Source organism: Actinoplanes couchii (genome assembly GCF_016862075.1).
Lineage (GTDB): Bacteria > Actinomycetota > Actinomycetes > Mycobacteriales > Micromonosporaceae > Actinoplanes > Actinoplanes couchii.
Window position 1 is genome coordinate 173819 of sequence record NZ_BOMG01000024.1, and the last position, 19604, is coordinate 193422.

15 protein-coding genes and 1 pseudogene are annotated in these 19604 nt (G+C 72.0%); 8 read left to right on the forward strand and 8 right to left on the reverse strand.

The window, feature by feature from the left end:
- Positions 1–25: 25 nt before the first annotated feature.
- A complete protein-coding gene (locus Aco03nite_RS06630; protein WP_203793889.1) occupies positions 26–1168 on the reverse strand; it encodes a hypothetical protein in 1143 nt (380 codons plus the stop codon).
- A gap of 53 nt (positions 1169–1221) precedes the next feature.
- Complete coding sequence (locus Aco03nite_RS06635) at positions 1222–1674, reverse strand: SRPBCC family protein (protein WP_203793863.1); 453 nt, start codon at positions 1672–1674, stop codon at positions 1222–1224.
- A 92-nt stretch (positions 1675–1766) separates the two neighbouring features.
- Here Aco03nite_RS06635 and Aco03nite_RS06640 point away from each other — a divergent pair, with 92 nt between their 5' ends.
- Positions 1767–3455 carry a GAF domain-containing sensor histidine kinase gene (locus Aco03nite_RS06640; RefSeq protein ID WP_373872579.1) on the forward strand — a complete coding sequence of 563 codons (1689 nt, stop codon included), beginning with the start codon at positions 1767–1769 and terminating at the stop codon, positions 3453–3455.
- A 7-nt stretch (positions 3456–3462) separates the two neighbouring features.
- Positions 3463–4131 (forward strand): response regulator transcription factor, encoded by a 669-nt coding sequence (locus tag Aco03nite_RS06645; RefSeq protein WP_014688640.1) that lies wholly within the window; start codon positions 3463–3465, stop codon positions 4129–4131.
- Positions 4132–4196: 65 nt separating this feature from the next.
- Here the strand turns inward: Aco03nite_RS06645 and Aco03nite_RS06650 are convergent, their stop codons facing one another.
- A complete protein-coding gene (locus Aco03nite_RS06650; RefSeq protein ID WP_203793864.1) occupies positions 4197–4691 on the reverse strand; it encodes a MarR family winged helix-turn-helix transcriptional regulator in 495 nt (164 codons plus the stop codon).
- 69 nt (positions 4692–4760) lie between these two features.
- Here Aco03nite_RS06650 and Aco03nite_RS06655 point away from each other — a divergent pair, with 69 nt between their 5' ends.
- Positions 4761–5981, forward strand: a complete 1221-nt coding sequence (locus Aco03nite_RS06655) for an MFS transporter (RefSeq protein WP_203793865.1) — start codon at positions 4761–4763, stop codon at positions 5979–5981.
- Here the strand turns inward: Aco03nite_RS06655 and Aco03nite_RS06660 are convergent.
- The 5 genes from Aco03nite_RS06660 to Aco03nite_RS06680 form a co-directional block, all read right to left on the reverse strand.
- The gene (locus Aco03nite_RS06660; RefSeq protein WP_203793866.1) at positions 5978–6301 is read right to left on the reverse strand and encodes a thioredoxin family protein; all 324 of its coding nucleotides are present in this window, start codon (positions 6299–6301) and stop codon (positions 5978–5980) included. The genes Aco03nite_RS06655 and Aco03nite_RS06660 overlap by 4 nt on opposite strands.
- A gap of 41 nt (positions 6302–6342) precedes the next feature.
- Entirely contained in the window at positions 6343–8244 is a 1902-nt protein-coding gene (locus tag Aco03nite_RS06665) for an ABC transporter ATP-binding protein (protein WP_203793867.1), read from the reverse strand.
- A gap of 61 nt (positions 8245–8305) precedes the next feature.
- Positions 8306–9436, reverse strand: a complete 1131-nt coding sequence (locus Aco03nite_RS06670; RefSeq protein ID WP_203793868.1) for a glycosyltransferase family 4 protein — start codon at positions 9434–9436, stop codon at positions 8306–8308.
- On the reverse strand, positions 9436–10692 hold the full coding sequence (locus Aco03nite_RS06675; RefSeq protein ID WP_203793869.1) for a M48 family metallopeptidase: 1257 nt from the start codon (positions 10690–10692) through the stop codon (positions 9436–9438). The genes Aco03nite_RS06670 and Aco03nite_RS06675 overlap by 1 nt, the downstream gene beginning before the upstream one ends.
- Positions 10689–12095 carry an NYN domain-containing protein gene (locus Aco03nite_RS06680; protein ID WP_203793870.1) on the reverse strand — a complete coding sequence of 469 codons (1407 nt, stop codon included), beginning with the start codon at positions 12093–12095 and terminating at the stop codon, positions 10689–10691. Before Aco03nite_RS06680 ends, Aco03nite_RS06675 begins: the two co-directional genes overlap by 4 nt.
- A 106-nt stretch (positions 12096–12201) precedes the next feature.
- Between Aco03nite_RS06680 and Aco03nite_RS06685 the strand changes: the two genes are divergently transcribed.
- The 5 genes and pseudogenes from Aco03nite_RS06685 (at position 12202) to Aco03nite_RS06705 (ending at position 18465) form a co-directional block, all read left to right on the forward strand.
- Positions 12202–13989: a DEDD exonuclease domain-containing protein gene (locus tag Aco03nite_RS06685; RefSeq protein ID WP_203793871.1), complete on the forward strand. Its 1788-nt coding sequence runs from the start codon at positions 12202–12204 to the stop codon at positions 13987–13989.
- 146 nt (positions 13990–14135) lie between these two features.
- On the forward strand, positions 14136–15905 hold the full coding sequence (locus tag Aco03nite_RS06690) for a RelA/SpoT family protein (protein ID WP_203793872.1): 1770 nt from the start codon (positions 14136–14138) through the stop codon (positions 15903–15905).
- A 32-nt stretch (positions 15906–15937) separates the two neighbouring features.
- Positions 15938–16498, forward strand: coding sequence for an NUDIX hydrolase (locus Aco03nite_RS06695; RefSeq protein WP_203793873.1), 561 nt, complete (start codon positions 15938–15940; stop codon positions 16496–16498).
- A gap of 442 nt (positions 16499–16940) precedes the next feature.
- Positions 16941–17579: pseudogene (locus Aco03nite_RS06700) on the forward strand (sugar phosphate nucleotidyltransferase); the annotation flags it as partial.
- A 598-nt stretch (positions 17580–18177) separates the two neighbouring features.
- Entirely contained in the window at positions 18178–18465 is a 288-nt protein-coding gene (locus tag Aco03nite_RS06705; RefSeq protein ID WP_092546969.1) for an Lrp/AsnC family transcriptional regulator, read from the forward strand.
- The last annotated feature ends 1139 nt before the right edge of the window (positions 18466–19604 follow it).

Sequence of the window (19604 nt, forward strand, 5' to 3'; positions counted from 1 at the left end):
GCTGCCCGTCCCCTCTGCAAACAGTTCACACCGCGCCGGCGGGACGGGCGCCGTCGCCGCTCCCCGCTTCACGGTCCTCGGGCGCCGAGGCACCCCGCACATGATCCACGCTACGGGTCGCCCCGCCACCACCCGCCGCCGCCTCCACCGCTCCGGCCTCCGCTCCAGGCGTGGCCTCCGGCTCCGGTGGGCTCTCCGGCTCGGCAGCGGTCGCCATGGCCCAGACGTCGGCCCGGGCCGGACCGGCCGGGGGCCGCACCGATGAGGATGCGGGATCGGTGGCCGTACCCCCATGGCCGGAAGTCCCGGCGTCGCGGGCCGCCCTGGCCAGTTCGACCGCCCTGGCCACCGCCTCTTCCGCGGCCGCGGCGCGGGCCCGGGCCGCGGCGGCGGCCTCCCGCGCGCGCTGCCGCTCGGCCTCCACCGCGCGGGCCCGCTCCGCCCGCACCCGCTCCGCCTCGGCCGCGGCTCGGCGTGCGTCATCCGCGCTGACCGCGCCCCACGGATCCGTCTCGGGGTCGACCGGCGCCTCCGGCACGTCGGGTCCGCCCGTCTCCGCCGCCGCGGAGACCGTCGTCGCCGCCGACCACGCCTGATCCGGAGACGGGGCCGGCTTGGGGCGGGGCGCGGGGGTGCGTGGCGGTGCGGTCATCGAAGAGAGGGTGCGCATCAGGCCGGCCACGCCGCTGGCGATCTCGCCCGCGCTGGTGGCGAGCCGTTCGGCGGTCTCCGGGCTGGGGTCACGGACGGCCGCGATGGCCTTGCAGACCGGGCAGACGCAGCACTCGGCGCTACCGGTGGACCAGGGACCGGCACTGCCCTCGGACCGCGAACCGTGGCCGGTGCTCCCGGCGGACCAGGCGGAGACGGCGTCGGCGACGGCCTTGACCCCGGCCGAGGCGGCGGCGCTCGCGCCCGCCGAAGCGGCATGTGAGGCGGCTTGGGCACCCACGCTGTTGAGCAGCCCCAGCACCGTCTCACCGAGCTGCCCCAGCCCGTCCTCCACCGATCCCGACGATGCGGACGGCCGGTCCGGACCGGATGAATCGGAGGCCGGGCCGGCCGGCTCGGTGGTGTCGGAGGGCGGGCCGAACGGTGACCCGGCGGACGCCCTGGCGAGGACGGCCGCGACCAATCGTTCCGCTTCCTCGCGCGCTGACCCGGCCATCCGCACTCCCCTCGGCCCGCGACGGGGCCGCGGGCTGACGCTCGATCCGCGGCTCAGACCGCGGGCTGGCTTTCGACTCGGCGTTTGAGCTCGCGCAACGCCGTGTCCATGATCATCTTTTCGGCCTTGCGGCGGAACATGCCGAGCATGCCGATGGCCAGGTCGACCGCCAGCGTGTACGTCACCGTCGTGCCGCCGGAGGCGTTGGCCACCAGGTCGTAGGAGCCCTCCTGGGAGCGCTGCGTCTTGGACGGCTCGGCCAGGGTCCACTCGATCCGGGACAGGTCGTCGGCGTACGCGTACTCCAACGTGTATTCGTCCACCAGCACCGTGGCGTCGATCTGGAAGCGCACCCGGGCGGCGTAACCGTCCTCGTACTCCTCGGTGATCTCCGCCTTCTTGATCGACTCGGCCCACTCCGGGTACGACGCGAAGTCGCAGATCACCGCGGCCACCCGGGCCAGGGGCGCATCAACCTGGATCGACTGTGTGGAGGTGTCCGCCATGCTCCGGAGGCTACCTGCCGGAAGCACCCCCGGACCGCACCGGGGCGTGCGTGCCCGAGCCGATGCCGGTCCCGGCGGATACCATCCGTCACGTGCCAGCACTCGTCAGTGGTCCCGCGCGTATCCGCCCGGCCGAAGCCGCGGCGCGCGTCGTCATGCTCCTGCTGGTCGCGGCTCTGACCGTCACCGCCACCGGCCAGCCGGCCCAGCTCGGCTGGATCGCCGCGCTGGCGGTCGCGGCGGCGCCCAGTTTCGTGGCCCGCGGCCATGCTCTCCTGGCTCCGCTGGGCCGGGCCGCCGAGGTGGTGGTGACCTGTCTGGCGGCCGGTTGGATCGCCGCGGCGGCGCAGGTCGCCGATCGGGTGGACGCCGGTTTCGGCGCCGAGGCGGTGTTGCCGTACCTGGCGGTGCCGTTGCTCACCGCGGCTCTGCGGCGCCGTCCGATGGAGGGGATCGGGCTGCTCGGCCTGACCGCTGTCACGATGGCCGCCGGTGGCGCCCTGGCCGGTCCGGGTGAGCCGCTGGGCCAGCCGGGTTATCTGGCGGCCTGTGCGCAGTGGCTGGTCCTCGGCGCGATCATCACGTTCGCCGCCGAGACGATGCGCCAGTTGCTGCAGCCGCCGGACCCGACCCCGCAGCCGTACGCCGAGGCCACCCGCCTGCTGACCCAGCTGCGCAGTGTGGCCCGCTCGCTGCCGGGCGCCACGCTGGACCCGGGTGGCATCTCCGAGCACCTGCTGGAGGAGTTGCGGGCGGTGGCTCCGGGGCACCGGGCGGCGGTGCTGTCGGCGAGCGGCGGTGGCCGGCTGGTGGTGCTGGCGCAGACCGGCGCGGAGCGGGTCGACTGGGAGACCACGCTGGACGCCGATTCCGGGATCGCGGACGCCTGGGCGACGCAGAATCCGCAGACGGCGAGCCGTTCGCAGGCGCGCAGTCATCAGGGCGGCGAGGTGTCCTCGCTGGTGGTGCCGCTGGTCGCCGGGGTCCGGACGATCGGTCTGGTGATCCTGGAGACGGACGAGCCGGGGGCGTACCCGTCGTCGGTGGTGTTCGCGGTGACCGAGGTGACCGGCCCGGCCTCGCTGCGGCTGGAGGCGGCGCTGCTGTTCGACGACGTCCGTTCGCTGGCGACCAACGAGGAGCGTCAGCGCCTGGCCCGGGAGATCCACGACGGGGTGGCGCAGGAGCTGGTGATGGTCGGCTACGGCATCGACAACGCGCAGGCGACGCTGCCGGAGGGGGCCGAGGAGACCGCGGAGGAGCTGCGCGCGCTGCGGGCCGAGGTGACCCGGGTGATCACCGAGCTGCGGCTGAGCCTGTTCGAGCTGCGGTCCGAGGTCGACCGCAACGGCGGTCTGGCGCCGGCGATCGCGGAGTACGCGCGGACTCTGGGCACCAGCGCCGGCCTGCGGGTGCACTTCACGTTCGACGAGTCGACGGCGCGACTGCCGGCGGCGACCGAGGCGGAGCTGCTGCGGATCGCGCAGGAGGCGATCACCAACGCCCGCAAGCACGCGGGCGCGTCGAATCTCTGGGTGACCTGCACCGTCGATCCGCCGTACGCTCAGATCGAAGTTTCCGACGACGGCAAGGGGTTCGCGGACACCCGCCCCGACGGACGCTACGGTCTTACCATCATGGCGGAACGCGCCGAACGCATCCGAGGCCGTCTCGAGATCACGCCGCGACACCCCAGCGGGACAACCGTCGCTGTAGTGCTCGGAACACCGCCTCGGCGCGATAGCGTGCGAGATGGCGTTTCCGCGCAAGAAGGGGAGTAACCCGAGCATGTCGACCAGTCCGGCGCCGACGACGCGCACCAAGGTCCTCCTTGTCGACGATCACGACCTGATTCGCAAGGGGCTGCGACACGCATTCGAGCGCGACCGTCAGTTCGAGGTCGTCGGCGAGGCAGCCACCGCCGCGGAGGCGGTGCGCCAGGCCGGTGCGCTGCAGCCCGATGTCGTGATCATGGACCTCCGCCTGCCCGACGGCAGTGGCCTGGAGGCGACCCGCGCCCTGCGCAAGAACAACGCGAACATGGGCATCGTGGTCCTGACCATGTATGCCGGCGATGACCAGCTCTTCGGCGCTCTCGAGGCCGGGGCCAGCGCTTTCGTCCCGAAAACGGCTCCGGCGGACGAGGTGGTGGCCGCTGCCCGGCACGCCGCGTCGGCGCCGAGCGCGTTCACCGCGGCCGATCTGGCCGAGGCGATGAAGCGCCGTCTCGCCCCGTCCGGCCCGCAGCTGTCGCCGCGGGAGGGCCAGGTGCTCCGCCTGCTCGCCGACGGCATGAGCGTGGCCGGGATCGCCAAGCAGCTCTTCGTCTCGGAGTCGACGGCGAAGACCCACATCTCGAAGCTGTACGAGAAGCTGGGCGCGGCGAACCGGGCGCAGGCGCTGATGACCGCGCTGCGGCTGGGTCTGCTGGAAGCGCCGGACGCCCCGAAGTTCTAGACCCGACGAAAAGAAGTACGTATCGGACAGATTCGGCGTTTCTGTTTTTGAGGCGCCGAATCCAGTTATTCCTCCAGGGCTCGCAGGACTTTCCGTAGCAGCCCGTTGAGCTGCCGCAGTTCGTCGTGGTCGAGTGCGGCGAGCGCGCGCTGATCGACCGCCATGCCCTTGAAGATGTATTTGCTCCACATCTCCCGGCCCTGCTGGGTGGGCCGGACGATCACCCGCCGCCGGTCGGTGGCGTCCATCTGCCGGGTGATCAGCCCGGCCTCGTCGAGCCGGTCGAGCCGGCTGGTCATGGCCGCGCGCGTGACGTTCGCCGCTTCGGCGAGCTGGGCCGGGGTCGCCTCGGTCGGCCACGGCTGCACCATCAGCACGTGCAGGGTCTTGTAGTCCTGCACGGTGAAGCCCTCGGTGAAGATCTCCAGGTCGGCGCGGTCGATCCAGCGCTGGATGAACTTCATCCGGACCAGGGCGCCCTCGACCTCGGGCGCGAAGGTGGGCTCGTTCTTCCAGAACCCGGCCCACCGGGCCACATGCTGATCCACGCTGTCTTCCATGGGACGAGTCTGCCACCTCTCTGACTATTCGATTGCTGATAGTTAGACGATGAACTACATTCTCCGCTCATGACTCGTGACTTCCGCCTGATCGCCATCGGCATGGGCTTCTCCTGGCTGGGCAACGCCTTCCAGACCGTGGCGCTGGCCGTCGCGGTGATCACCACCGGCGGTGGTGCCCGTGACCTGGGCCTGGTCATGGCGACCAACATCCTCACGCTGCTGGCCGGCACCCTGTTCGGCGGCATCTGGGCGGACCGGCTGCAACCTCAGCGGGTCATGGTCGCCTCCGACGTGATCCGCTTCGCCGCCACCGCCGGCATCGCCGCCATGTTCGCCACCGGCGGTTACCACCTGGCCCTGCTCTGTGGCCTCACCGTCGTCTCGGCCGCCGCCGGCAGCTTCTTCAACCCGGCGATGAGCGCGCTGAAGCCGCTGCTGGTCCCGGCCGAGGACCGGCAGAAGGCGAACGCCACGCTCAGCCTGCTGCAGTCGATGTGCGGCGTGGCCGGGCCGGCCACCGCGGGCATCACCGTCGCCGCCTTCGGCGCGACGATCGGTTTCTCGATCAACGCGGTCAGCTTCCTGGCCTCGATGGCCGCGGTCGCCCTGATCCGGGTACGGGCCCCGCGCGGCCCCCGGGCGTCAGCCGTCCACGAACTGCGGGCCGGCTGGTTCGAGGTCCGCAGCCGCAACTGGCTGTTCGCCAACCTGCTCGGCGCCAGCACGTACCACGTGGCCAACGGGGTGATCCTGGTCCTGGTGCAGATGGTCGCGTTCGAGCGGCTGGGCGGCGCGCACGCGATCGGCTGGATCGCCGCCGCCGAGGGCCTGGGTGGGGTGATCGGCTCGGCGATCGGGATGCGGTTCCGGCCCCGGCGGCTGCTGTTCGCCGGGCTGCTGGCGCTGCCGCTGATGTCGGTGTGGGCGTTCGCGTACGTCTGGCCCGGCACCCTGGCCGCCGTCATGATCGGCGCCGTGATCGGGTACGCCGGCCTGCTCTTCTACGACGTCGCCTGGGACACCTCGCTGCAGGAGAACGTGCCGCACCGGGTGCTCGGCCGGGTCAGCTCGTGGGACTACATGACGTCGTTCGTGGCGATGCCGGTGGGCAACGCCCTGGCCGGCCCGCTGTCCGACCGGTTCGGCACCGACCGGGTGCTCACCGCGTGCGCGTGCGTGCTGCTGGCGGCGAGTGTCTCGATGCTGCTGGTCCCGGGCTGCCGCCGCCTGATCCGAACCGGTCAGCCGGCCCCGGATCCGGTGCACAGCGACCCGGCATTGGTCTAAAGCAGGGCCGCCAGCGCGGCAATCAGGTGCGGCTTGGCCGGCACCCCCGTCGCGCGGCGGACCTCCCGTCCCGCGGAATCCAGGATCACCAACGTGGGGGTACGCCGGATCTCCAGCTCCCGTACCTCGGCCAGATGACTCTCGGCGTCCACTTCGACGTGCCGCACGCCCGGGAGCAGCGCGGCGACCTCGGCACTGACCCGGCGCATCGCACGGCAGGGCGCGCAGAACGCCGTGGAGAACTGGAGCAGGGTCGCGGAGGCGGGCTCCACTCCCAGCCGTTCCAGGAGGCGGGCATCGATGGGCGTACCGGAAACCATGTCTTGATCTTCGCTCGTGAAACCAGAAGCGGCCAGGTTGATCAGGCGGACTGATAGGCGCTGGCCTGCAAGGTGAACAACTGCGCATAGAGCCCGTCCGCCGCCAGCAGCTCGTCGTGCCCGCCCTCCTCGACCACCGCCCCGTGATCGAGGACGTAGATCCGGTCCGCCTCGCGCACACTGGCCATCCGGTGCGTGATCAGCACCACGGTCCGCCCCGCGGCCAGGTCGCGAAGCCGCTGGTAGACCTCGTGCTCGGCCCGCGCGTCCAGGTTCGCGGTCGGTTCGTCGCAGATCAGCAGCGGCGCGTCCCGGTGGAAGGCCCGGCTGACCGCGAGCCGCTGCCACTGCCCGCCGGACAGGTCGGCGCCGTCGGTGAAGTGCCGGGACAGCAGCGTCTCGTACTCCCTCGGCAGCTCCATCACGAAGTCGTGGGCGTCACCGGCCCGCGCCGACTCCCGGACCTGCTCCAGGGTGACCGGCCGGTCGTGCCGCCCGATCGCGATGTTCAACCGCGCCGACAGCGGCCACCGGGTGGGCTCCTGCATGACCACCGCGACCCGCTCCCGCATCGTCTCCGGATCAAAATCGGTCGCGTCCCGGCCGTCCCAGGTCACCGTGCCGGACTGCGGACGGTAGAGCCCGGCCAGTACCGCCGCCAGCGTCGACTTGCCCGAGCCGTTCTCCCCCACCAGCGCGATGATCTGTCCCCGCCGCAGGGCCAGGCTGACGTCGCGGACCGCGGGTTTCTCCGCGTCCGGGTAGCTGAAGGTGACCCGGTCCAGACGGATCTCGGTGAAGACGTCAGGCGCCCGGCTCCCGGACGGCTCCGCCTTCGCCAGCGACAGCTCGCAGAACCCCTGGAAGTCGGCGAAGTAGAGGCCCTGTTCGTAGATCCGGTTCGCGGTGAACGCCAGCTCGGTCAGCTTCCCGATGCCCATGTTGATCGCGTAGGCGGCGGCGCCCGCGGTGGCCAGCGCCATCCGGCCGGTCCAGAGCAGCCAGAACAGCATCGCGTACGCCAACCCGGTCGCCAGCCCGCTCAGCGCCTGCCCGATCAGGTTCGTCCGGACCACCCGCCCGATCACCCGGATCTCCTCCAGGGTGGAGATCCGCATCAGCCGGCCGGCCTCGGTGAGCAGGAACCGCCGGACCGTGAAGGCGCGCAGCTCGGCGGCCGGCTCCCGGGCCGCCAGCAGGTGGCTGAGCATCCGCTGCCGCCGCCACACCGCGATCAGCCGCAGCCGGCTGCGGTACCCCAGTTTGGCCGCCCGCGCCGCCGCCCAGCCGGTCGGCAGCACCGCCAGGACCAGCAACGGCAGCAGCGCCGGATGCAGCACCGCCAGCACCCCGGCCGCCGCGACCAGCCCCACCAGATGGGTGAGCAGCTCGATCCCCTGGTCCACCACCTGCTGGGCGGCGAACGTACCGCGGTCCCGGGCCCGTTCCATCGCGTCGCGCCAACCCGGATCGTCGAACGTCGCCAGGTCCACCCGGGTGGTCAGGTCCATCAGCTTCAACTCGGCGGCCTCGGACACCATCGGCGACAGCCGCCCGTGCGCCACCGTCGCCGCCGACTGCAGCAGACCCCGAACGGCAAGGGCCAGGACCAGCAGACCCAGCGCCGGTACGGCGGCCCGCACCCGTTCCGGGGTGGGCCCGGCCCGCAGCAGACCGTCCAGCACCCCGACCACGCTGATCAGTCCCACCGCGGCGGCGATCCCGGCCGCCAGCTGCGACATCAGCACCGCGAGGGTGGTCCGTGGACTGGCCCGCCAGGCGAGCAGCCAGGCCTCCCGCAGCAGTCGCGGCAGCCGCCGGACCATCTGCAGAACCGTGGTGTTGGCCGCCTCCTCGGTGCTGGTCAGCCAGTAGGGCAGGGCCAACTCGCCGTCCTGTTCGGCAAGCATCCCCTCGGGGGTGACCGCCTCATCGTCAGACATAACTGTTGTTCTATGCGCTGCGGCCACCACCCGATCCCGGAAAGATCCGGAATCGGGTCACTCACTCATGCACTTTCAACATCCCGGTCAGGCGGGCGGCCTGGGTCTCCCAGCGCCACTCCCGCTCCACCCAGGCCCGGCCCGCCTCGCCCATCGTCTTCGCCTTGACCGGGTCGGCCAGCAGCTCGGCGACCCGTCCGGCGATCGCCGGCACGTCGCTGCCGCCGACCACGTAGCCGGTCTCGCCCTCGCGGACCGCGTCCGGAGCCCCGCCGGAGTCACCGCCGACGACCGGCAACCCGGTGGCCGACGCCTCGAGATAGACGATGCCCAGGCCTTCGACGTCAAGACCGGCTGCGCGGGTACGGCAGGGCATGGCGTAGACGTCCCCGGCCGCGTAGTGGTCGGGCAGTTCCGCCCACGGCACCGACCCGGTGAACACCACGTCGGCCTCGACGTCGTTCTCCCGGGCCAGCCGCTCCAGGGTCTTGCGGTAGGGACCGCCGCTGACCAGCAGCAACGCGGCCCCCGGCACCCGGCGGCGGATCTCCGGCATCGCCCGGATCAGCATGTCCTGGCCCTTGCGCGGCACCAGCCGGGAGACACAGACGACCACCGGGCGGCCGGTCAGCCCGTGCCGGGCCCGGACCGCGGAACCGTCCACGCCGGGATGGAACTTGTCCACGTCCACCCCGGGCGCCAGCCGTTTCAGCTCGGTCAGCCCGTGCAGCGCCTTGTCCAGGCGGGTCCGCTGGTACTCCCCCAGGTAGGTGAGCGCGTCGTTGCCGCGGGCGATCCGCCGCAGCAGGGTGCGGGCGCCGGGCAGCGCGGCCCAGCCGATCTCGTGCCCGTGGGTGATACCGACCGCCCGGCGGATCCCGGTGGTCCGGCGCAGCCCGTGGGCGAGCAGCCCGAGCGGGGCGGCCGCACCGAACAGGACGCTGTCGCAGTCGTGCGCGCGGGCCAGCTCGGCGGCGCGGCGGGCGACGGCCGGGGTGGGCAGCAGCATCCCGGTCTTCTCCCGGACCACCTCGAACGGCTGCTCGGCGTCGAACGCGGCGGCGCCCCGCCAGGTCGACGAGTAGACCACGATCGAGCCGGCCGGCTGGCGGACCGCCAGGTTGTGCACGAACTGCTGGATCCCGCCGGGCCGCGGCGGGAAGTCGTTGGTGACCAGCAGGGTCCGGCCCATCAGCGTTCTCCCCGGGCCCAGGCGCGGGCGGCGGCCATCCGCTGCACGGTGGAGGGGTGCGAGGCGAACATGGTGTGCTCCCAGGCCGGCGGATCGGGATCGGACAGGTTGACGGTACCGAGGCGGCGCTGCATCGCCTCGAAGGTCTCCGGGTCGCCGGTGAGGGCGAGCGCGTGGGTGTCGGCGCGGGCCTCGACCCGCCGCGACACCCAGGCCTGGGCCGGCCCGGCGACCAGACCGGCCACTGTGGTGACGGCCAGCAGCAGGCCGATGGCCCGGGGCTCGGCGATCGAGTCGACACCGGCCAGGTCGAGCAGCCACCGCCAGGAGCCGAGCAGGAAGAGGAAGACCACGGCGAGCGCCGCGCCCAGGGCGCCCAGGATCGTGCCGGTGAGCACGTCGCCGTCCTTGGCGTGACCGAGTTCGTGCGCGGCCACCGAGACGACCTCGTCCGGGGTGGCCTCGGTCAGCATGGTGTCGTAGACGACGATCCGCCGGGTCGGGCCGAGCCCGGAGACGTAGGCGTTGACCGCCCGGGTGCGCCGGGACGCGTCGGCGACCAGCACGTCCTTGACCGGCACCCCGTCACGGGCGGCCAGCTCGAGCAGCTCGGTGCGCAGCGGCCCGTCGGCCATCGGGGTGAACTTGTTGAAGACCGGCTCGACCAGCACCGGCAGCACGAACGAGAGCAGCACCACCAGACCGGCGGCCCCGGCCGCGCCGAACGCCCACCACCAGCGCGGCGCGAAGTGGGTGACGGTGAAGAACGCGGCCAGCACGATCGCGCCGAGCACCGCGCCGAGCCCGAGGGACTTCAACAGGTCGACGGTCCAGCCGCCCCAGGACTGGGTGGAGATCCCGTACCGGACCACGATGGTGTGCCGCCACGCCGCCAGCGGCAGCGTGATCAGCTCGGTGAGCAGCACGATCGCCAGCCCGCCGAGGACCGCCCGGGCCAGCCAGTGGTCGCCGAACGGCTGGCCGGCCAGCTCGACCAGCCGGGCGCCGAGCGGGGTCAGACCCAGGAGCAGGGCCAGGACCAGACCGAGGACCATGCTGGCGTACGACCCGGGGCGCAACGCGGCGTGGAAGGCCCGGCCCCGGTCCACCTTCTCCGCGGGCAGCTGCTGGAGAGCGGCCAGCTGATCGGCACGCGGCGCCGGCGAGCGGTGCCGGGGCACGGTCAGCACGGCGAAGACGATCAGCGCCACCAGCAGCACAGCGAACGTGCCGGCCGCCCAGAGTCTCGGCGTCACGAACGCGACAGCCGGCGCAGCAGGGAATCCGCTCCCATCGGGTAGGCCCCGTGCCGGCGCACCCCGTCGGCCACCTCGCGGTCGGAGGAGACCACCACCACCGGGCGGCCCGGCGGCTCGGCCCGGACCAGACGGCGGATCAGCTCGTCGGCGGTCATCCCCTTGCGGGAGAACAGCACCCGCACGCCGCGCGGGGCGGGTGGCAGGCCGTGCACCCGCTCGGCCCCGTCGAAGACCACGGTCACCTCGTCGCCGGTCTGCGCGGCGATCCCGCCGAGCCCGGTGATCAGGCGTTTGCGCTGCTGCTCCAGCGACATGTCGTTGAAGCCGCGCTTGGTCACGTTGTAACCGTCGACCACCAGGTGCGCCCGCGGCAGGGCGAGCAGCTGGTCCAGCCGGCCCGGGTCGTCGGTGTCCTGGGCCCGGGCGGTGGACCGCTCGGGCGCGCCGGGACGCTCGGCGGCGACGTCCGCCACAAAATCGGCGGGCAGCTTGTCGGCCGGGTTGAGGGCCAGCTCCCGTTTCAGCCCGGTGGCGGCCTGGTTGATCGTCTCGAGCAGCAGCCAGAGGCGGGCGTCGTCGACCGACCGGGCGTCCTTGGCGGCCTGTTTGCCGGTGGCCGCGGCGGCCTCGGCGTCGGCGAGGCGGGACTTCAGCCGGCGTACCTCCGCGTCGTGTTCCTGTGCGGTGTTCTTGGTCCGGCCCTTCTCGGTGGCGAGCAGGTCGGCGGCCCGTTTCTGGGCGGCCTGCGCCTCGCGCAGCGCCTTGGCCGTGGTCCGCGCCTCCTCGCGCAGCTGGCCCAGCTCCTCGCGGACCCGGGCCAGCTCGTCGCGGAGCTTGTCGGCCTCGACCCGGGCGACCGCCCGGTCGTGCTCGGCCCGGGTGGCGCGCTGCTCGGCGGCGCGCGCCTGAGCGGTGACCGCGGCGCTGTCGGCCTCGGCCCGGACCGCGTCACCGGCCGCGCCGATCAGCTCGCGCCAGCCGTCCGGGCGGGCCAGGTAGGCCAGCGCGGCCACCTCGACCGGGTCGGCGGCGGCCGGGGCGACGCCGCTGGTCACCGCGGTGCCGAGGTCACCGGCCTCGGTGACGATCCGGGCGCCGATGCGCTGCCGGAAGAGCGGGTCGGCGACCAGCTGGGCGGCGATGTCGCGGCCGCCGAGGCGGGCCCGGCGGTTGGGGGCGAAACGGGCGACCCGGCGCAGCGCGACGGGCATCTCGTCGGCGGGCAGGCCGGGCAGGGCGGCCGCGGCCAGCACGGTGATCCGCTGACGGACCGCCTCCGGTAACACCGGTTCGGGTGATATTTCCGTTTCGAGTGACAGACCCGACTCGAGCGAGAGGTCCGCAGCCTCCGGTACCGCCTCCTCCTCGGGGCGGTCATCTGGGTTCAGCAGTGCGGACATCCACCCATTCTCACACCGTGCACCGGTGATTGCCCCAGTGGAGCAAGTGATCTTTTCTCGCCCCGGCTCAGGTTTCTGTCATACCCCGGCTCTATCGTTGCCGCCCGTGACTCAACCCGCCTACGTCCAGGGCACTCTGGACACGCTGCTGGCCGCCGACGGGACGGTCGGCCCGGCCGCGCTGTCCCTGGCGGACACCACGTTCGTGGTGCTCGACCTGGAGACCACCGGCGGCGCGCCGGACGGCGGTGGCATCACCGAGATCGGCGCGGTCAAGGTGCGCTCCGGGGAGCAGCTCGGCGAGTTCGCCACCCTGGTCAACCCGGGCGAGCCGCTGCCGCCGTTCATCACCGTCCTGACCGGCATCACCGAGGCGATGCTGCGGCCCGCCCCGCCGATCGAGACGGTGCTGCCCACGCTGCTGGAGTTCCTGCGCGGCGCGGTCCTGGTCGCCCACAACGCGCCGTACGACGTGGGCTTCCTGAAGGCCGCCTGCGCCCGGCACGGTTACCCGTGGCCCAACCCGCGGGTGCTGGACACCGCGGCGCTGGCCCGGCGGGCGCTCACCCGGGACGAGGTGCCCAACCGCAAGCTCGGCACCCTCGCCCAGTTCTTCCGCTCCCCGGTCCAGCCCAACCACCGGGCCCTCGACGACGCCAAGGCCACCGTCGACGTGCTGCACGGGCTGATCGAGCGGCTCGGCAGCTTCAAGGTGTACACGCTGGGCGACGCGATCGAGTTCGCCAAGGCGGTCACCCCGGCACAGCGCCGGCAGCGGCACCTGGCCGACGGCCTGCCGCACGTGCCGGGCGTCTACATCTTCCGGGCCGCCGACGACCGGCCGCTCTACGTGGGCAAGTCCAAGGACGTGGCGACCCGGGTCCGCGGCTACTTCACGGCGAGCGAGAAGCGGGCCCGGATGTCCGAGATGCTCACCGCGGCGACCCGGGTGGAGGCCGTCGAGTGCGCGCACGATCTGGAGGCCGAGGTGCGTGAGCTGCGGCTGATCGCGGCGCATGCCCCGCCGTACAACCGCAGGTCGAAGTTTCCGGAGAGGATCGTCTGGCTGAAGCTGACCGCGGAGGCCTACCCGCGCCTGTCCGTGGTCCGGCGTCTCGCCGAGGACGGCGCCACCTATCTCGGCCCGTTCTCGTCCCGGCGGACCGCGGAACTGGCCGCGGCCGGCGTCTACGACGCCGTGCCGCTGCGGCAGTGCAACCACAAGCTCTCGCTGCGCTCGAAGACGCCGGCGTGCGCGCTGGCCGAGCTGGGCCGGTGCCCGGCGCCGTGCGAGCACGAGATAACCCCGGAGGACTACGACGTACGGGCGGCGCTGCCGTTCCGGTCCGCCACCTCGGGCGATCCGGGGCCGGTGATCGAGGCGATCCTGGCCCGCATCGAGGCGCTCTCCGGCAGGCAGCGCTACGAGGAGGCGGCGGTCGTCCGGTCCCGTCTGATCGCGCTGCTGCGGGCGCTGATCCGGATGCAGAAACTGGACGCCGTCACCCGGCTGCCGGAGCTGGTGGCGGCCCGCCGCGACGACAAGGGCGGCTGGGAGATCGCGGTGATCCGGCACGGGCGGCTGGCCGCCGCGGCCACCTCGCCGCCCCGCGAGCACCCCCGCCCGACACTGGACGCGGCGAAGCTGACCGCCGAGACGGTGCTCCCCGGATTCGGCCCGGTGCCGGCCGCGACCGCCGAGGAGACCGAGCGGATCCTGGCCTGGCTGGAGAGGCCGGACACCCGGTTGGTGGAAACCTCCGGCGACTGGGTGTCACCGGTTCGTGGCGCCGCGCGATTCATCGGCCTGCTGAACAGGGCCGAAGTGGCCGACTCATCCGTTCGCCTATCGGTAACTGACCGTTTGGATGACGCCCGCTCGCATAGGCTGTAGGGCACGCACTCCTTTCGCAAATGATTCGTCACAATTGCGGGCCTGCTCCTTGGCGATCCGGCCTCGACGATGATTCGCTGGGGAAGGAAACGCGAGCGACTCCGCGCACCGGGTGAGGCGCGGACGATCGGTGAGGGGGTGTCCGGGTGGACGTCGACGCCGGCCACGGCGCCGCATTCGGTCGCGCCATGCCGACCAGCACGTCCCCCTCGTTCACGCGACGCTTGCGCTCGCTGCTGAATTTTCAGCACAACGACGAGGATCCCGTCGCCGAACTGGCACGGACACACCGCAGCATCCACGCGTCCGCCGACGTGGCCATCCTGCGCCGCAGCTATCAGATCGCCGAGAGCATGCACCGCGGTCAGATGCGCAAGAGCGGCGACCCCTACATCACCCACCCGCTCGCCGTCGCGCAGATCTGCGCCGAGCTGGGCATGGACACCACCACGCTGGTCGCCTCCCTGCTGCACGACACGGTCGAGGACACCAGCTACACCCTGGAGGCGCTGCAGGGCGACTTCGGCAACGAGGTGGCGCACCTGGTCGACGGGGTGACCAAGTTCGACAAGGCGTACTACGGCAAGGCCGCCGAGGGCGAGACGATCCGCAAGATGATCGTCGCCGCCGGCAAGGACGTCCGGGTCCTGATCATCAAGTTGGCGGACCGGCTGCACAACATGCGCACCCTCGGCGCCCGCTCCACCGCCAGCCGGGCCCGCATCGCCACCGCCACCCTGGACGTGCTCGTCCCGCTCTGCGACCGGCTCGGCATCCAGGCCCTCAAACGCGACCTCGACGACGTGGTGCTCTACCACCTGGAGCCGGACCAGTTCGCCCGGATCGACGAGCACGTGAAGAACCGGCCCGGCTGGACCGAGTACCTCACCGACGTCTCCCGCAAGGCCCATGGCGCGCTGCGCCGGTCCCGGGTCACCGCCGAGGTCACCCCGCGCCCCCGGCACTACTACTCGATCTGGAAGGACACCGTCGCTGGCGATCATCCGGTGCCGCTCGACCTTCCCCGCATCGCCGTCGTCGTCGACGGGCCGGACACCGACTGTTACGCCGCGCTCGGCGCCATCCACGGCCAGTGGCGACCGGTGGCCGGCCGGTTCAAGGACTTCATCGCCTCCCCGAAGAACAACCTGTACCGCTCGCTGCACACCACGGTCGTCGGGCCGGACGGGCGGCTGGTCGAGGTGCTGATCCGGACCAAGACGATGCACCGCTACTCCGAGTACGGCGTGGCCACCAGCTACCGGTACCCCAAGGAATCGGACGAGCCACCAGGCGCCGACCAGCTCACCTGGCTGAAACGGGTGCTCGACTGGCAGCAGGACACCACCGACGCCGCCCAGTTCCTCGACTCGCTGCGATGTGACCTCGCCGAAGGCCAGATCACCGTCTTCGCCCACGGCAACGCGTACGAGTTACCCGGCCAGTCCACGCCCGTCGACCTGGCGTACGAACTCGGCCCCCGCCAAGGCGACCACTGCCTCGCCGCGACCATCAACGGCCGGCTCGCCCCGCTCAGCTCCCCCCTCCGCGACGGCGACGTCGTCGAGATCTTCGCCGACGCCGACACCGATCCGGACGCCACCCGCGGCCCGCGCAAGGAATGGCTCGGCTTCGTCAAGTCCAGCCAGGCCCAGATGCAGATCAACAGGTTCTTCGACGAACAGAACGAACCCGGCATCAGCATCGCCGACAAGGTCCGCCTCGGCCGCGCCACCATCGGCCTGACGTTGCGCAAACACGACCGCGGCCTGGCCAGCGAGGTCCCGCTGCGCCGTCTGGCCGAGGAACTCGGTTACCCCGACCTGGAAACCCTCCTGGTGGCCGTCTGCGAACGCAGTCTCGAACCGGACGCCGTCGTCGAGCAGCTCATCGCCCTCGTCGACCACCCGGACTGAAGCGTTTCGCATCCCCCGTTAGCCTTACGCGCGTGGACATTCACCGGCAGATTCGCGGACTCGCCTATCAGGTCTTCTATGGGCTACCCCTCCCGATCCGCCGCCGGATAGCCCGGCTGGTGTCACCGAAATACCTGGTCGGCGCGGTCACCGTGGTCCGCGACTCGGAGTCCCCCGACCGCATCCTGCTGCTGCGCCAGCCCCCCGGCCGCGGCTGGGGCCTGCCGGCCGGCCTGCTCAAGGCCCGCGAGCTGCCCGCCGTGGGCGCGGCCCGCGAGCTTTTCGAGGAGACCGGCGTACGGGTCGAGCCCGGCGACCTGGCAGCCGGCAACCCGAACGCGATCCTGCACCCCGGAGTCGGCTCCGTCGACACGGTGTGGTTCGCCTCGGTCCCCGCCTCGACCACCCCCCTGGCCGTCGATGGCGGCGAGGTGCTGGAGGCCGCCTGGTTCCCGGTCACCGACCTCCCGAAGCTGACCTGGCCCACCGAACGCCTCCTCGGCATCTACGGCATCGGCCCCCGAGCGGGCCAGCTCCCCCCGTCCCTCCCGACAGGCCCTTACCACGCCTCCTTCCCAGGTGACGCCCAGTGACACACAGCCTCACACCCCTTCCCACCGCCGCGGTCCCCACCACCGCCGGATGGTTCTCCGGCGTCGTTCTCGCCGCTGCGCCTTCTCCCACCGCCTCCGCCGTGCCCTCTGCCACCGCTGCGCCTTCTCCCACCGCCTCCGCCGTGCCCTCTGGTGCGGCCACCGTCCCTGGCGGCCCGCAGTGACCGCCGCCGGCTCCGGCCCCGCATCCGTCTCCCCCGGGCCCGCTGCCAGTTCCGGTGCTCTTCGCGCCGAGGCCGCTCTCGGCGCGAAGAGCACCGCTGGATCTGATGCCCGCAGCACCACCCGTTCCGCGGCCGGGCCCGCTGATGGAACCACCACTCATTCCGCCGTTGGAACCGCCGTCGGCTCCGCGGCCGGGGCCGCCGTCAGGGCTGTCGCCGCGGCTGCCAGCCCTGCAGCCGCGGCTGCCGCCGGCGCTGTCGCCGGGGTCGTCTTCGCAGCCGGTGAGGGCACCCGCCTGCGCCCGCTGACGCTGACGCTGCCCAAGGCCCTCTGCCCCGTCGGCAACCTGGCCCTACTCGACCACGGCCTACGCCGCCTGGCCGGCCTGGGACTCACCGGCCCCGCCACGGTCGCCGTGAACGCCGCCTACCTCGCCGACCAGGTCGTCACCCACGTCGGCGACCGCGCCCACCTCTCGGTGGAGCACGACGGCCCGATCGGCACCTCCGGCGGCCTGGCCCGGCTGCGCCCCTGGCTGGACGGCCGAGCCGCACTCGCCGGCAACGCCGACGCCTACCTGCACGACCCGCTCCGCGACCCCGGCAAGGACATCGCAGCCCTGTTCGACGGCTGGTCCGGCGACACCGTACGCATGCTGACCCTGCCCTGCCGCCCCGGCGAGACCGGCGGTTTCAGCGGCCACCGTTTCGCCGGCTTCTCCCTGATCCCATGGCGCTACCTCAAGGACCTGGACGACGCGGACAGCAGCCTCGTCCGAACCGTCTGGCGCCCCGCCGAGGCCGCCGGCGACCTGGAACTGGTCACCTACGACGGCTACTACCTGGACACCGGCACCCCCGCCGACTACCTGGCCGCCAACCTGCACGCCGCAGCCGCAGCCAACAACTCCCTCACAGCCGACCGCTCCCCCACAGACGGCCGCTCCCTCTCAGCCGACCGCTCCCTCGCAGGCGGCAACTTCCTCACAGCCGACCGCTCCCCCGCGGACGGCCACTCCCTAACGGGCGACCGCTCCCCCGCAGACCACCGCTCCCCCGCAGACCACCGCTCCCCCGCAGACCACCGCTCCCCCACAGACGGCCGCTCCCTCACGGGCGACTCAGCGACAGGCGGCCTGCTCGCCGACCCGTCAGCCGTCATCACCGGGACCGCCACGGACTCCGTGATCGGTGCCGAAGCCCACGTCGAAGGCACGATCACCCGCTGCGTCATCCTCCCCGGAGCCCGCGTGCACGCCGGTGAAACCCTGACCGACGCCATCCGCACCGCCGACGGCCTGACCATCCACTGACCCACGTCCCTTCTCGGTTCAGCACGCTGTTTCCGGTCCCGAAGCTATCCGGTCCGGAACCTCCGCCGCTGTCGTCATCCACAGGCACACTCCGTCATCCACAGGCCGCTGCAGGCGGTACGCGGAACGGCATAGCATGGGGCCAACCGAGATCCACCCCTCACAGTTGAGGAGCCCGCTGGTGAACACCGCGATCGTCCACATCGACTGCGCCACCGACTCGATCCCCGAGGTCGCCGAAGCCCTCGCCGCGCTGGACGGGGTGAGCGAGGTCTATTCGGTAGCCGGCGGCGTAGACCTGATCGCCATCGTCCGAGTCCCCCGCTTCGACGACATCGCCGAGGTCATCGCCGGCCGCATCTCCAAAACCCCAGGCGTAATCAACAGCGAAACGTTCGTAGCGTTCCGCGCCTACTCCAAGCACGACTTGGAAGACGCTTTCGCCATCGGCCTCCCCGACGCCGACTAACACCCCACCACAGCCGACGGGCCAACGGGCCAACGGGTATTCACCAGAATCAACCTGCCGCGTTGGACGGCCGGGCCAGGCTGAAAGCAGGCCAGGCTGGACAGCGAGCCAGGCTGGAACGGGCCGGGCTGCAAACGACCCAGGTTGCAAAGCAGGCCAGGCTGGACAGCGGGCCCGGCTGCAAACGGGCCAGGCTGGACAGCGAGCCCGGCAGGAAAGCAGGCCGGGCTGGAAACGGGCCACGCAGGAAGGCAGGCCAGCCCACGGCTGAACGCCAGGCTCACGGCCAAGCGCGCCGACAGACGAAGAACTCAGCACCGCACCGCAGGTCTCTGCCGATTCCGATGCGGTTCGCGCCTTGGTTTCGGCAATCCTCTGTTCGCCCGGGCCGCGAACACGGCCAGACCACGAACACGGCCAGACCACGAACACGGCCAGACCGCGAATGCGGCCAGACCGCGAATGCGGCCAGACCGCGAATGCGGCCAGACCGCGAATGTGGCCGGAGGGCCGCTCGGGACGGCAACGATTCCTTGCGGCCGGCAGACCCCATGACCGGCGTGCGGCGGCAGTAGGGCTCGGCAAGAAAACAGAACGAGCAACTACTCGGCCACAGGCACAGCCCCCGTCACGCCACACCAAGGCAGACCGGACCGGGGTGGACCGCACCGCGGTAGACCGCACCGCGGTAGACCGAACCGGGGTAGACCGCACCGCGGTAGATACGACTCACTGCGAGGGCGACATCCCTCTGGCCCTCCCAGCAGAAGCCACGTCCCCCGGATCACTCAGCAGAAGCGAAACCCCCTGGCTCATCCAGCAGAAGCCACATCCCTGACTCGCCTCGCAAGAGCTGCGCCACGCCAGGGCAAACACCTAGCCACACCTGAGCGCCGCGATGAAACCCGAACGACTACGTCTGGTTACGGCCCGCCGACCGCGCCACGGTTCCGGACCGCCAGAGCCAAGGCCCGAGCCGACCGCGCCACGGTTACAGATCCTTGGAATCAAGGCCGGAGCCGACCCCACGGCGGTCCCAGACCGTCGGAACCAAGGCCGGAAGCGACAAGGACACACCGCACAGCGGCCCGACAAGCCCGCTGACCGCAAGAACCGGGCAGGCCCCGCCCAGGGATAGC

Bases quoted from the DNA above. Each gene is read 5' to 3' on its own strand.
- Aco03nite_RS06645 (WP_014688640.1), top strand. From the start codon at position 3,463: ATGTCGACCAGTCCGGCGCCGACGACGCGCACCAAGGTCCTCCTTGTC.
- Aco03nite_RS06630 (WP_203793889.1), bottom strand. From the start codon at position 1,168: ATGGCCGGGTCAGCGCGCGAGGAAGCGGAACGATTGGTCGCGGCCGTC.
- Aco03nite_RS06665 (WP_203793867.1), bottom strand. From the start codon at position 8,244: ATGTCTGACGATGAGGCGGTCACCCCCGAGGGGATGCTTGCCGAACAG.
- Aco03nite_RS06650 (WP_203793864.1), bottom strand. From the start codon at position 4,691: ATGGAAGACAGCGTGGATCAGCATGTGGCCCGGTGGGCCGGGTTCTGG.
- Aco03nite_RS06670 (WP_203793868.1), bottom strand. From the start codon at position 9,436: ATGGGCCGGACCCTGCTGGTCACCAACGACTTCCCGCCGCGGCCCGGC.
- Aco03nite_RS06660 (WP_203793866.1), bottom strand. From the start codon at position 6,301: ATGGTTTCCGGTACGCCCATCGATGCCCGCCTCCTGGAACGGCTGGGA.
- Aco03nite_RS06680 (WP_203793870.1), bottom strand. From the start codon at position 12,095: ATGTCCGCACTGCTGAACCCAGATGACCGCCCCGAGGAGGAGGCGGTA.
- Aco03nite_RS06655 (WP_203793865.1), top strand. From the start codon at position 4,761: ATGACTCGTGACTTCCGCCTGATCGCCATCGGCATGGGCTTCTCCTGG.
- Aco03nite_RS06635 (WP_203793863.1), bottom strand. From the start codon at position 1,674: ATGGCGGACACCTCCACACAGTCGATCCAGGTTGATGCGCCCCTGGCC.